This window comes from Curtobacterium sp. NPDC090223 (assembly GCF_044746585.1).
Taxonomy (GTDB): domain Bacteria; phylum Actinomycetota; class Actinomycetes; order Actinomycetales; family Microbacteriaceae; genus Curtobacterium.
Window position 1 is genome coordinate 75,226 of record NZ_JBIVCN010000002.1, and the last position, 12,600, is coordinate 87,825.

Annotated in this window: 10 protein-coding genes; 5 read left to right on the top strand and 5 right to left on the bottom strand. The window is 72.6% G+C overall.

Annotated elements, in window-relative coordinates:
* Positions 1–77: 77 nt before the first annotated feature.
* Both ACIPJY_RS04955 and ACIPJY_RS04960 read right to left on the bottom strand, forming a co-directional pair.
* Positions 78–2,177, bottom strand: coding sequence for a DEAD/DEAH box helicase (locus ACIPJY_RS04955; RefSeq protein ID WP_400463118.1), 2,100 nt, complete (start codon positions 2,175–2,177; stop codon positions 78–80).
* Positions 2,178–2,384: 207 nt separating this feature from the next.
* A complete protein-coding gene (locus ACIPJY_RS04960) occupies positions 2,385–3,239 on the bottom strand; it encodes a PPK2 family polyphosphate kinase (RefSeq protein ID WP_400463121.1) in 855 nt (284 codons plus the stop codon).
* Between the two features lie 98 nt (positions 3,240–3,337).
* Here ACIPJY_RS04960 and ACIPJY_RS04965 point away from each other — a divergent pair, with 98 nt between their 5' ends.
* Positions 3,338–4,426: an alpha/beta hydrolase gene (locus tag ACIPJY_RS04965; protein WP_400463124.1), complete on the top strand. Its 1,089-nt coding sequence runs from the start codon at positions 3,338–3,340 to the stop codon at positions 4,424–4,426.
* 128 nt (positions 4,427–4,554) lie between these two features.
* Positions 4,555–4,812: a hypothetical protein gene (locus tag ACIPJY_RS04970; RefSeq protein ID WP_400463127.1), complete on the top strand. Its 258-nt coding sequence runs from the start codon at positions 4,555–4,557 to the stop codon at positions 4,810–4,812.
* On the opposite strand, the gene ACIPJY_RS04975 is transcribed toward ACIPJY_RS04970, so the two are convergent.
* From ACIPJY_RS04975 to ACIPJY_RS04985, 3 genes are all read right to left on the bottom strand, one after another.
* Positions 4,809–7,979: an efflux RND transporter permease subunit gene (locus ACIPJY_RS04975; protein ID WP_400468144.1), complete on the bottom strand. Its 3,171-nt coding sequence runs from the start codon at positions 7,977–7,979 to the stop codon at positions 4,809–4,811. The two genes, ACIPJY_RS04970 and ACIPJY_RS04975, sit on opposite strands and share 4 nt — an antisense overlap.
* Positions 7,980–8,045: 66 nt before the next feature.
* Positions 8,046–8,696, bottom strand: a complete 651-nt coding sequence (locus ACIPJY_RS04980; RefSeq protein ID WP_400463133.1) for a DUF6518 family protein — start codon at positions 8,694–8,696, stop codon at positions 8,046–8,048.
* Positions 8,697–8,799: 103 nt separating this feature from the next.
* Positions 8,800–10,254: a PLP-dependent aminotransferase family protein gene (locus ACIPJY_RS04985; RefSeq protein ID WP_400463136.1), complete on the bottom strand. Its 1,455-nt coding sequence runs from the start codon at positions 10,252–10,254 to the stop codon at positions 8,800–8,802.
* A gap of 62 nt (positions 10,255–10,316) precedes the next feature.
* On the opposite strand from ACIPJY_RS04985, the gene ACIPJY_RS04990 reads away from it, so the two are divergent.
* The 3 genes from ACIPJY_RS04990 (at position 10,317) to ACIPJY_RS05000 (ending at position 12,541) form a co-directional block, all read left to right on the top strand.
* On the top strand, positions 10,317–10,991 hold the full coding sequence (locus ACIPJY_RS04990; RefSeq protein ID WP_400463139.1) for a YitT family protein: 675 nt from the start codon (positions 10,317–10,319) through the stop codon (positions 10,989–10,991).
* A gap of 87 nt (positions 10,992–11,078) precedes the next feature.
* Positions 11,079–11,972, top strand: coding sequence for a DUF4097 family beta strand repeat-containing protein (locus ACIPJY_RS04995; RefSeq protein WP_400463142.1), 894 nt, complete (start codon positions 11,079–11,081; stop codon positions 11,970–11,972).
* Positions 11,969–12,541: a PadR family transcriptional regulator gene (locus ACIPJY_RS05000; protein ID WP_400463144.1), complete on the top strand. Its 573-nt coding sequence runs from the start codon at positions 11,969–11,971 to the stop codon at positions 12,539–12,541. Before ACIPJY_RS04995 ends, ACIPJY_RS05000 begins: the two co-directional genes overlap by 4 nt.
* Positions 12,542–12,600 lie beyond the last annotated feature (59 nt).

Below are 12,600 nucleotides of genomic sequence, written 5' to 3' on the forward strand. Positions count from 1 at the left end.
CACCTCCGGAACGACGAAACGCCGCCATTGCTGGCGGCGTTTCGCGGTTGGCGGGGCGTCCCGCGGAGACGGGGGCGTCAGCGCGCGGCGAGCTCCGCGACGATGCCGTCGCCCGGCGCGGCCTGGACGAGGTCGGCCTCGATCTCGGCGCGCTCGAGGATGCCCTCGATCTTGCGGATGCGGCCACGCGGGACGATCGTCACGACGGTGCCCTCCTTGCCGGCACGACCCGTCCGGCCCGAGCGGTGCATGTACGCCTTGTAGTCGTCCGGCGCGTCGGCCTGCACGACGAGCGAGACGTCGTCGACGTGGATGCCGCGCGCAGCGACGTCGGTCGCCACGAGGACGTTCACGCGGCCGCTGGTGAGCAGCTGCAGGTTGCGCGTGCGGCGCGACTGGTTCAGGTCGCCGTGGAGCGAGGTCGCGCGGATGCCGGCGTCCTCGAACTGGTCGGCGAGCCGCTCGGCGTAGGCGCGGGTCCGGGCGAAGACGATCGTCTTGCCGTCGCCGGCGACGAGCTCCTCGAGCAGGCGGTCCTTCTCACGCTGCTCGACCACGAGCACGCGGTGGTCGATGGTCGAGGACGCCTGGTCCTCACCCGCGACCTCGTGCACGCTCGGCTCGTGCAGGAACTGCTCGACGAGCGCCGCGACCTGGGTGTCGAGCGTGGCGCTGAACAGCAGCTTCTGTGCACGGTTGCCCTCGGGGGTGACCTGTGCGGTCGCCTCGAGGATCTCCTGCACCGGCTCGAGGAACCCGAGGTCGCACATGTGGTCGGCCTCGTCGAGCACGGAGATGACGACCTCGCTGAGGTCGAGCTTGCCCTTGTTCATGAGGTCCTGCACACGGCCAGGGGTACCGACGATGATGTCGACGCCGCGCTCGAGCGCTCCCTCTTGGCGGCCGTACGGGACGCCGCCGTAGATCTGCGTCGTGAAAAGGCCCACCGAGCGGGCGATCGGCTGCACCGTGCGGTCGATCTGCAGGGCGAGCTCGCGGGTCGGCGCCAGGATGAGCGCACGCGGGGCGCGGCCCATCTTGCGCTTGGTGCCGCCGCCGTTCTCCATGAGCTTCTCGACGAGCGGGGCGCCGAACGCGATGGTCTTGCCGGAGCCCGTGCGGCCGCGGCCGAGGACGTCCTTGCCGGCGAGCACGTCGGGGATCGTCGCCGCCTGGATCGGGAACGGGCTGGTCGCGCCGAGCTCGCCGAGGGCACGCGAGATGTTGCCGCCGATGCCGAGGTCCGCGAAGGTCACGCCCTCGACGTCGGCCGCGATGGTCGACTCGGCCTGGAGCTTCTCGAGCTTGACGTCGTCGGCGGGGACGAAGTGGCCGCGCTCGGAGTCGTCGCGGTCGAAGCGGCGGGGTGCGCGGTCGTCACGGTCGAAGCGACGGGGCGCACGGTCGTCGTTGTCACGGCGGGGGGCGCGGTCGTCACGGTCGAAGCGACGCGGGGCGCGGTCGTCGCGGTCGAAGCGACGCGGGGCACGGTCCTCGTTGTCACGGCGGGGTGCACGGTCATCGCGGTCGAAGCGACGGGGCGCACGGTCGTCACGGTTGAACGAACGCGGGGCACGGTCCTCGTTGTCACGGCGGGGTGCACGGTCGTCACGGTCGAAACGACGCGGGGCACGGTCGTCACGGTCGAAACGGCGCGGGGCACGGTCGTCGTTGTCACGACGGGGTGCACGGTCGTCACGGTTGAACGAACGCGGGGCGCGGTCGTCACGGTCGAACCGACGAGGGGCACGGTCGTCGCGATCGAAACGACGCGGAGCACGGTCGTCGCGCTCGAACCGGCGCGGCGCACGGTCGTCGGTGTCACGACGGGGCGCACGGTCATCGCGGTCGAAGCGACGGGGCGCACGGTCATCGCGGTCGAAGCGGCGCGGGGCACGGTCGTCACGGTCTGCTCCGCGCGCCGGGCGTCCGGCCCCACGGGGCTCCCAGCTCGACCGGGAGGCGTCACGCGGCTCCCAGTTCGGGCGGCTCGGACGGTCGCCCTGCGAGGAGCGGTTGCGACGGTCGTCGGCGTCCCAGCGCTGCTTCTGCCGCGGTGCCGACGGATCGGCGGCGCGGAAGCCGCGGTGCTTGTTGCTGCGAGCGGCAGGGGTGCCGTTCGGGTGACGGACTCGGTCGGAGGCGCGCGAGTTCGCGCCCTTGTCGTACGGGGCCATAGCTACTTTCCGGGGTGCGGACATGCCACGCAGCCCGGCAGCGACATCGGCGGGGGCGGTTCGTGGAGAGGGGGTTCATCCCGTCGTCGAATCGACGTGATTCCAGCCCTCGAACTACACAACACCCAAACACGTCCGCGGCTCGCAGCCGCGGTGTCGAAGGCCGACCGAGTGAGCCTACGTGACCCGGCGCCGAGAAACCACCCCTCAGGACTCGGCGAGGCGCTGGCGCTGCTCGGCCACGTCGAAGTCCGCGGCGGGCCAGGACAGGTGCATGTCCTCGAGCGCGCGGAGCAGGAGCTGCTGGACCGCCAGCCGGGCGTACCACTTCCGGCTCGCCGGGACCACGTACCAGGGCGCCACGGCGGTCGAGGTCCGGTCGAAGGCGATCTGGTACGCCTCTTGGTAGTCGTCCCAGAGCAGCCGCTCGTCGATGTCACCCGGGTTGAACTTCCAGTGCTTGTCCGGGCGGTCGAGGCGGTCCCCGAGCCGGGCGCGCTGCTCGTCCTTGGAGATGTGCAGCATCACCTTGACGATCGTCGTGCCCTGCTCCGCCAGGCGGTTCTCGAAGTCGACGATCGCACCGTAGCGCCGCTCGATCTCGGCCGGCGGGGCGAACGACCGCACGCGCTGGATGAGGACGTCCTCGTAGTGCGACCGGTCGAACACGCCGAGTTGTCCCGCACCGGGGAGCTCCCGCTCGACGCGCCAGAGGAAGTCGTGCTCGCGCTCCTCGGCCGTCGGCGCCTTGAAGCCGGCGTAGTGCACGCCGTTCGGGTCGACCGCGCCGACGACGTGCGACACGATGCCGCCCTTGCCCGCGGTGTCCATCGCCTGCAGGACGAGCAGCACACGGCGCTGGTCGCCGGCGGTCGCCGCTGCCCAGAGCCGTTCCTGCAGCGCCGATAGCCGGTCGGCACCGGCCGCCAGTGATTCGAGTCCGTCGATCTTCCGTCCGGGGAACCCCGGGGTGCCGTCCGGGTCGACGTCGGCGAGGAGGAAGCCCTCGTCCACGCGCAGGAGCGGCTCCGGATCGGCGTTCCATGCCTTGCGTCGGCTCACGGGTCCTCCTGCATCGACGGTGGTGTGCCGCTCATCCTGGCACCACGAGGTGAACGGCGTCATGCGTCGCGCAGCACCTCGGGATACCGTTGTCGGCGATGAGGTCCGGCCGTCGCACGCTGATCGCGCTCGTCGCCGCGGTCGTGGCGCTCGGCGCGATCACTTCGTGCAGCTCGGATCCGACCGGCGACGAGAACGCCACGGTGACCGCCGACCCCGTGATCTACCCGCTCTCGCTGCGGTACCACGGCATCGACGTCGTCGCGGACGTGCCGTACGGCACGGACCGGCTCCAGCAACTCGACGTCTGCCTGCCGGTCGACAGTGCCCCCGAGACCACGGCGACGCCCTCGGCCGCACCGACCGCGGCGGCGGGGACGGGGGCCGGAGCGGATGCCGCTGCGGCCGCTGCCCGCGACGCCGGCGACTCGGCCGCCATCCCCGCCGCCGAGGCGACCGCGGCCGCTGCGAAGGCCGCCACCGGGACCCGGCCGGCGGTGCTGATGATCCACGGCGGCAGCTGGTCGCACGGCGACAAGGCCACCGCCGCCTACCGCTCGGTGTGCAAGTACCTGGCGTCGCAGGGCTTCGTCACGTTCAACGTCGACTACCGCCTGGCACCGACGGACCCCTTCCCCGCCGGCCTCGACGACGTCCGGCGGGCGCTCGACTGGGTGTACCGGCCGACGACCCTGTCGACCTACGACGTCGACGTCGACCGGATCGGGGTGTTCGGCGGCAGCGCGGGCGGCAACCTCGCGGCGATGCTCGCCGTCGAGGACCACGAGTCCACCGCCTACGCCGAGGGGCACCGGATCCGGGCGGTCGTCGACCTGAGCGGGCCGACGGACCTCACCGCACGCTCGACGGAGCCGGACGGGGTGTCGGCGGCGTTCCAGCGCAAGCAGCTGCTGTACCTCGGCTGTTCGACGTACTCCTCGTGCCCGGCGGCGGCCAGGGCGTCGCCGACGGACAACGTCACCGCGGACACGGCACCGTTCTTCATCGGGCACTCGACGCACGAGTTCATCCCGCTGTGGGAGTCCCAGGACTTCGCGGCCACGCTGCGATCCCACGACGTGCCGGTGACGTTCGTCGCGGTCAAGGGCACCGCGCACTCCATCGCGCAACTCGACGAGGCGATGAGCAAACGCGTCGTGTCGTTCCTCCGACGCCACCTCGGCTGAGCCGGATCAGGGCTCAGGAGCCGCGGCGACGCGGTCCGTCACAGCGCCGACCCCGGCTGTACCCCGGGCGGGTGGCACCCGGACTCGGGTCTGCCCCGGAAGGGCCCGTCGGACGGAGACTGCACGGTGTGACCGACACCTCGACCCGCCCCGCACGCCCCGCGACGACCTGGGACCGACACTCCCCCGTCCGCACCGGCGCGGAGCTGCTCCTCGGGCTGTCCTTCTTCGTCACGGTCGGCTTCGCCGGCTACGGGGCCGCGACCGGGCACACCTCGCTCGTCGCCCAGCTCGGTGCGATCGCGTTCCTGACGACGCTCACCTGCGTCCTGGTCGCGTGGTTCAGCGGTGCCGGCGCCCCCGACGAGGACGCCGGCAGCCGCTAGCCCTCCGTCGGCGCGACGGGGTCCCCCTCGGCCGCACGTCGGTCCGCCCGACGCTCCCGCGCCCGCTCGACCAGGTAGTAGAGCCCCGGCAGCACGACCAGGGTCAGCAGCGTCGAGGACACCAGCCCGCCGATCACGACGAGCGCGAGCGGCTGCGAGATGAAGCCGCCCTGCCCGGTGACCCCGATCGCCATCGGCACGAGCGCGAAGATCGTCGCCAGGGCCGTCATCAGGATCGGCCGGAGTCGCCTCGTCGCACCCTCGATGAGCGCCTCGCGCACGCGGAGTCCCCGCCGCCGGTACTGGTTCACGAGGTCGATGAGCACGATGGCGTTCGTCACGACGATGCCGACGAGCATGAGTACGCCGATCAGCGACGCGACCCCGATCGGGATGCCGGACACGATCTGCAGCAGGATCGCGCCGGTGGCGGCGAACGGCACCGACACCAGGAGCAGCAGCGGCTGGAGCAGGCTCCGGAAGGTCGCGACCATCACGACGTAGACGATGAGGATCGCGACGAGTGCGGCGAGCAGCAGTTGGCTGAACGCCGACGACTGGCTCGAGGCAACCCCGCCGATCGTCGCCGACGCCCCCTTCGGCAGGTCGAGCTGGTCGACCGCCGAGGTGACCGCCGTGACGGCCGCCCCGAGGTTCGCGGAGTCCGGCGTGACCGTGATCGTCGCCGTGCGGACCGCGTCCGAGGTCGTGACGGTCGTCGGGCCGTCGGCCTTCTCGACCGTGGCGACGTCGGACAGCGGGACCGGCCCGGTCGACGTCGGCAGGGACAGGTCCCGCAGCGCGTCGACGGTGGTCGGCGGCTCCGGGTCGGCGATGTAGACGTCGAGCGAGGCGTCGTCGATCTCGACCGTGCCGGTGTCCTGCGGGGAGACCGCCGCGGCGACGATCCCGCCGACCTGCGTCTCGGTGAGGCCGAGTGCCCCGGCCTTGACGCGGTCCACCCGGACGGCCAGGTACGGCTCGGCGGCGGAGAGGTTGCTCGACGCCCCGGTGGTGTGCGCGACGTCCTTCAGGGTGTCGAGCGCCTTGTCCGCCGCGGTCTGCAGCTGCGCCTGGGTCGGGGCGGTGACGTCCACCTCGATGTCGCTGCTGCCGCCGAAGCCGCCGCCCGAGGACGACAGCGCGATCTCGCCGGCACCGTCCAGGGCGTCGAGCCGCTTCCGGGTGTCGGACTGGATCCGGGTCTGGTCGGCGTCGGAGTCGGTGGTGACCGCGTACTGGATCGATGCCGTCCCGCCACCGCCGAACGCGGCCTGGATCGACTGGCCGCTCGACCCGATCGTGGTCTGCACGGTGTCGACGCCGTCCACCGCCCGCAGCTGCCGCTCGACCTTGCGCGCGGCGTCCGACTGGACGTCGAGCGAGGTGCCCGGCGCCAGGTCCTGCGTCACCGTGAACGTGTTCTGGCCGGAGTCGCCGAGGTAGTTCGTCTTGACGAACGGCAGCGCCGCCGCGGTCCCGCCCAGCACCAGGACGGCCAGCACGACGACGAGCGCCGGGAACCGGAGGACCCAGTGCAGCACCGGCAGGTACCCGCGGCGGAGCCGGTCGGGAGCGCCGGCGTCGTGCAGGTCGTCCGCCGAGCGGAGCGCCGAGTCCGCCGGACGGAGCGCCGGGTCCGCGGGACGGACCGCCGGGTCCGCCGCTGTCGGCGACCCCGTGCCCGCGTGCTTGTGGCCCTTCGGCGCGCGGAGGAACCAGTACGCGAGGACCGGCACGATCGTCAGCGCGACGAGCAGCGACGCGATGAGCGCCATCGTCACGGTCAACGCGAACGGTCGGAACAGCTCACCCACGAGCTCGGCGACGAAGGCCACTGGCAGGAACACCACGACCGTCGTCAGCGTGGACGCCGTGACCGCGCCCGCGACCTCGCGCACGCCGTCGAGCACCGCCTGCCTGCGGTCGACGCCCGGTTGCAGGTGCCGCTTGATGTTCTCGATGACGACGATGGAGTCGTCCACCACACGGCCGATCGCGATCGTGAGCCCGGCGAGCGTGATGATGTTCAGCGTGTAGTCCGCCGCGCGCATGCCGATCGCCGCGAGGAGCACCGAGGTCGGGATCGAGATCGCGGTGACGATCGTCGAGCGGACCGACAGCAGGAAGACGAGGATCACGACGACGGCGAACGCGAGGCCGAGCAGGCCTTCTTCGGCGAGGGAGTCGATCGACTGCTGGATGTACGGCGCCTGGTCGAACACGACCGTGAACTGCGGGTTGCCGTCGATCTTCGACTCGATGTCGGGCAGCGCGGCACGGACGGTCTTCGACACGTCGACGGTGTTCGCCTCTTGCGTCTTCGTGATGGAGATCGTGAGTGCCTGTTGTCCGTCGACGCGACTGATCGACGTCCGCGGCGACTCGGTGATGGCCACCTTCGCGACGTCTCCCACCGTGGTCGCCGCGCCGCCGCCGGTCAGGGGCAGCGCCTCGATGTCGGCCACGGACGCGATCCGCTGCCCGGTCTGCACCGAGAGCGTCGAGCCGTCCTGGGTGATGGTGCCGCCGGGGATGAGCGTGCCGTTGTCGTCGAGGGCGTCCTTGATGGCCGTCTCGGAGAGGCCCCGAGCGGCGAGCTCGTCCCGGTCCGGGGTGATCAGGACGCGGCGGCCCGGGTTGCCGTAGACGTCGGCCTCGCGGACGCCGTCGAGCTTCTCGAGGTCGGGGATCGCGGTCGCGTTCAGCCGGTCGACGAGCTGCTCCTGGTTCCCGCTGGCGGACACCGCGAGCTGGATCACCGGCAGGTCGTCGAAGGACCCGGTGACGATCTGGGTCTGGACCGAGTCGGGCAGCGACAGCGCGTTCACGACGGTCTGGATCTTGTCCTCGGCGCTGGCCAGGTTCGAGCCGTAGTCGAACTCGGCGGACACCACGCTCTGCCCGGTCGAGGACGTGGCGGTCGTCGACTTGAGGTCGGGCACCGCCTGGATGCCCTGCTCGATCTTCGTCGAGACGTCGTTCGACACGACTTCCGGCGTGGCCCCCGGGTAGGCGCTGACGATCGCCACCTGCGGGAACTGGACGCTCGGGATGAGCTCCTGCTTGAGGCTCCACAGCGAGATGCCGCCGAAGATCGCGACGACGATCGTCACCAGCGCGATGAGCGCGCGGTTCCGCAGGCTGAAGACCGAGAGGAGGTGCACCATCCGATCCTCGCAGGATGCGCCGACACCGGTTCGCAGCCGGGTGCCGGAGTGCGCCCCTGGGCCCTAGCCGCCGAGCGCGAGGTAGGCGACGAGCACCCCGACCGTCCCGACCACCCCGACGCCGAGCGCGACGACCCGGCCGATCGGCGACCGGGCGGACACGACGCCAGCAGCCACGACGAGCACCCCGACGACGATCTCGACGACCCAGGACGCGGCACCGGTCGAGGACGCCACGCGCAGCAGTGCCCGGATGCCCTCCCCGACGAGCACCGCCCCGGTCGCCCCGGCCGCGGCTCCCCGCCACCGCTCGTCCGGGGCACGCACGAGCACCGCCACCGCACCGGCGAGCACCCCGGCCGGGACGGCGAGGAGCACCCAGGGGTTCGTGACGGCGAGGACGTCCGGGAACCCGCGCAGGTTCGACGTCGCCCAGTACCCCACGTGCATGAGCTCGAGGACGACGACACCGCCGAGCATCGCCAGCGGCATCCCCACCCGACCGCCGCGGACCCGGGCGACGAGCAGCAGCGCCACGGCCACCAGGAACCAGGGACCGGCCGCGTTCGACGCCGTCGAGAGCCCCGGCACGCCCTGACCGTACGACGTCAGCACGCCGGCCAGCAGCGCGCCGCCGAGCAGCATCGAGACCCGGGCGGCGACCGGCACCGCGGGGACCGGCGGGACGGGCGGAGCGGATATGGTCGGCGTCATGACCCCAGCATGGTGAGCTGCCCGCCGCGGGACATCACCCGTAGGGCGGATCAGCACGGCGCAGGATCAGCCGACAGGATGACGGACGACCCGCGCCCGCGCCTCACACCACCGCGGCCAACGACCCCTGCACGCCGGCCGACGTCCCGCCGATCCGCCCCCACGCCCGCTCGAGCACGTCCACCAGCCGGACGCGGTCCGCCGGCGGCATCGTGAACGGCACCCGGAGGAACCGCTCGAACCCGCCGTCCGGGCCGAAGACCCCGCCGGACGCCAACACGACGCCTTCGGACCGCGCGGCCAGCACCAGCGCACTCGACACCGGTCGCCCGAGCCCCACCCACGTCGTCAACCCGCCCGCCGGCGACGGGACGTCCCACTCCGGGAGCCGCGCGCGCAACGCGCCCACGACCTCGTCGCGACCCTGTCGCAGGTACTCGCGCCGGGCCTCCAGGACGGTCTCGGTCCGCGGCAAGAGCTCCCGCGCGACCAGCTGGTCCAGCACCGGCGTGCCGAGGTCGCCCGTCGGGCGGGCGAGCAGCAGCCGCTGCAGCAGGTCCGGCGACGCGCGGACCCACCCGATCCGCAGCCCGCCCCAGAAGACCTTGTCGGCCGACCCGATCATCACGACGGCGGCGCCCGTCCCGTCGGCCGCGGCGGCCAGCGGCGGCGAGGCGTCGCCGTCGATCCGGAGCTCCCCCATCGTCTCGTCCGCGATCACCGTCGTCCCCGTGGACGCGGCGACGGACAGCAGCGTGGACCGGGCCTGGGCCGACATGGTCGCCCCGGTCGGGTTGTGCAGCTCCGGCATCACGTAGGCGACCGACGGCGCCGAGCGCCGGAGCGCCGTCTCGAGCACGCCGACGTCCCAGCCGGTCCGGGAGTCGACGGGCACGCCGATCAGTCGGCCGCCGGCCTCGCGGAAGGCCTCGTGCGCGTGCGGGTAGGTCGGCGACTCGACGAGCACGGCGTCGCCGCGCCGGACGAGCACCCTGGCCAGCAGCGCGATGGCGTGCTGCGCGCCGATGGTCACCACGATCTCGGACGGCGAGGTCGGCAACCCGCGTCCCGTGTACCGGTCGGCGATCGCGGCACGCAGCCCCGGGTCGCCGACGGTGTCGTACCCGATCCCGGCGAGCGCCGCCGGCACGTGGCGCACCGCCCGCTCGACGGCCTCCGCCACGCCGGGGGCGGAGTGCATGGCCGCCTTCCGCAGGTCGAGGACGTCGCCCGTGACCACGCCGCCGAGGCGCTCCGGGTCCGGCCGCCCCGCGAGGTCCCGCGGCAGCTGCACCACGCTGCCGGACCCACGGACGGACAGCAGGAACCCGTCGCCGCGGAGCCGCGCGTAGGCGTTCGCGACGGTGGTCCTGGACACGCCCAGCGTCTCGGCCAGACCGCGTTCCGCGGGCATCCGCGCGCCGAGCGGGATCCGGCCGTCGATGACGAGCACGCGAACGGCGTCGGCGAGCGCCTCGTACGCGGGGGCGTCGGAGCCGTCGCGCCACTCACGGAGGAGCAGGGCGGCGGAACGAGCACTGAGCAGGACCGGCGTCATGCGATCCACGCTAGCGGAATTGGCTCTCGACCGGCAGTCCAATCCCGGCGAGCATCGGAGCCATGTCCCGCCCCGTCGCCCTCACCCTCCGGTTCGCGCAGCTCTTCGTCGGCCTGTTCCTCTACGGCGCCGCCACCGCCTTGCAGGTCCGCGCGATCGTCGGGGTGAGCTCGTGGACGGTGCTGACGGAGGGCCTGGAGAACGTGGTGCCGTGGTCGTTCGGCGTCATCACGGTCGTGTCGAGCGGCATCATCCTGCTGTTCTGGATCCCGCTCCGCCAGAAGCCCGGCATCGGCACCCTGCTCAACGCCCTGGCGATCGGCCCGTCGGCGGACCTCGTGCTCTGGCTCGTGCCCACCCCGGACGGCCTGCCGGCACGGATCGGCCTGTTCGTCGCCGGGCTCCTACTGCTGGCCCTGGCGACCGCGTTCTACATCGGCGCCGGCTTCGGCACCGGGGCGCGGGACGGCCTGATGGTCGGCGTGCACGAGCGCCTCGGCTGGCCGATCTGGCTGGCCCGCACCGTCATCGAGGTCACCGTGGTCGTGGTCGGCTGGTTCCTCGGCGGCGACGTCGGCGCCGGGACGGTGGTCGCCGCCTTCGTGATCGGCCCGATGGTCCAGCCGCTCATGCCGCTCTTCCGCCGGTTCCCGTGGTCGCCGGAGCGCACCGGTCACGGCACGACCGGCCGGGAGGCCCGGCTCGCCTCCGCCACGGAGCCCACGCCCGTCCCGTGAATCGCCCGACGACCCTTGCGAGTTGGCAAGACGCGATATAACGTGTCCCTCACCAGACGCGATACATCGCGAGTTCGAGGAGACAACATGGCTCAGGAGAAGTGGCTCGTCGAGGAGCCCAAGGTCATCGACACCGGCATCGTCCGGTCACTGCGCGTCGGCCTCGTCGGCGGGCAGGTCGACGTCGTCGCACACGACGAACCCACGGCACGGGTCGAGGTCCACAGCGTGTCCGGCAAGGCGCTCAAGGTCGAGCTCGACGGGGACACGCTCACCGTCGACCACCCGCAGATCCGCTGGGACGACCCCATCGGGTTCCTCAAGTCCTTCCGGGGCAAGGCACACGCGGACGTCAGCATCCTGGTGCCGCGCGACGCCGGGGTCACCCTCGGCGTGGTGTCGGCCGGCGCGCTGCTCTCCGGCACGAACCGCGGCGCGACGCTGAACACCGTCTCCGGGGACCTCGTCGTGGACGGCGTCGCGGGTGACGTCACGGTCAACGCGGTCTCCGGCACTACCACGATGCGCGACCTGGACGGCGCCCTCACGGTGCACACCGTCTCCGGCGACGTCGTGGCGACCGGCGAGATCCCGCGCTTCTCGGCCGACGGTGTCTCCGCGGACGTCGTGCTCGACCTGCACGGCACCCCGGACTCCGCGCGCGTGAACACCGTGTCCGGCTCGGTCAGCGTCCGGCTCGAGGACGGCGTGCCCTTCCGGTGCACCGTCAGCACCGCGTCCGGCAAGCTGCAGTTCGACGACGCCGAGATCAAGGGCGTCCGCGGGTCCTACGTCAAGCAGGGCGGCGAGCTCTCCGGCGCCTGGCTCGACCTCCGCGTCAACTCGGTGTCCGGCGACATCGCGGTCCTGCACGCACCGCCCGTCGCCACCGCTCCCCCGGCGGACACCGACACCACCACGACCGCGGGCTTCCCGACGGCCACCCCGACCGTCGTCGACGAGAGCGAGGCACCCGAATGAGCCCGGTATTCGCCCACGGCCACCTGCGGCTCTACCTGCTCGTGCTGCTCGCCGACCACCCGATGCACGGGTACGAGGTCATCCAGGCCCTCGCCGACCGCTTCGGCGGCACGTACGTCCCGAGCGCCGGCACGGTCTACCCGCGCCTGGCGAAGCTCGAGGACGACGGCCTCGTGTCGAAGACCGCTGACGGCCGGAAGACCGTCTACGCGATCACCGAGGCCGGCCGCGCGGAACTCGCTGCCCGTGCGGACGAGATCGCCTCGCTCGAAGCCGGCGTGAACGACTCCGTGAAGTCCCTGGCCGACGGCGTCCGCGCCTCGGTGGGCGACGCCATGCGGTCACTCCGTGCCGACCTCGCCGCCTCCGCGCAGAGCGCCGACGCCGAGGAGCCCGTCACCGTCCCGTCCGAGAGCGCCCGCGCCCTCCGCGAGCTCGAGATGGCGCTGTCGTCGTTCCGGCAGCAGGTCCGCGCCGACCTCCGTCGCCGTGCGACCCGCGGGACGCTCGGCCCGGACACCGTCACGCGCCTGCGCGACGGCCTCGAGGCCCTGCGCAAGTCGCTCTGACAGCCGTGCCGGCGGGGCGGGGGCGACCCCGGCCTCCCGTCGGCCCGCGGCCCGGCCGC

Bases quoted from the DNA above. Each gene is read 5' to 3' on its own strand.
- ACIPJY_RS04955 (WP_400463118.1), bottom strand. From the start codon at position 2,177: ATGGCCCCGTACGACAAGGGCGCGAACTCGCGCGCCTCCGACCGAGTC.
- ACIPJY_RS04990 (WP_400463139.1), top strand. From the start codon at position 10,317: ATGTCCCGCCCCGTCGCCCTCACCCTCCGGTTCGCGCAGCTCTTCGTC.
- ACIPJY_RS04965 (WP_400463124.1), top strand. From the start codon at position 3,338: ATGAGGTCCGGCCGTCGCACGCTGATCGCGCTCGTCGCCGCGGTCGTG.
- ACIPJY_RS04985 (WP_400463136.1), bottom strand. From the start codon at position 10,254: ATGACGCCGGTCCTGCTCAGTGCTCGTTCCGCCGCCCTGCTCCTCCGT.
- ACIPJY_RS04995 (WP_400463142.1), top strand. From the start codon at position 11,079: ATGGCTCAGGAGAAGTGGCTCGTCGAGGAGCCCAAGGTCATCGACACC.
- ACIPJY_RS04980 (WP_400463133.1), bottom strand. From the start codon at position 8,696: ATGACGCCGACCATATCCGCTCCGCCCGTCCCGCCGGTCCCCGCGGTG.
- ACIPJY_RS05000 (WP_400463144.1), top strand. From the start codon at position 11,969: ATGAGCCCGGTATTCGCCCACGGCCACCTGCGGCTCTACCTGCTCGTG.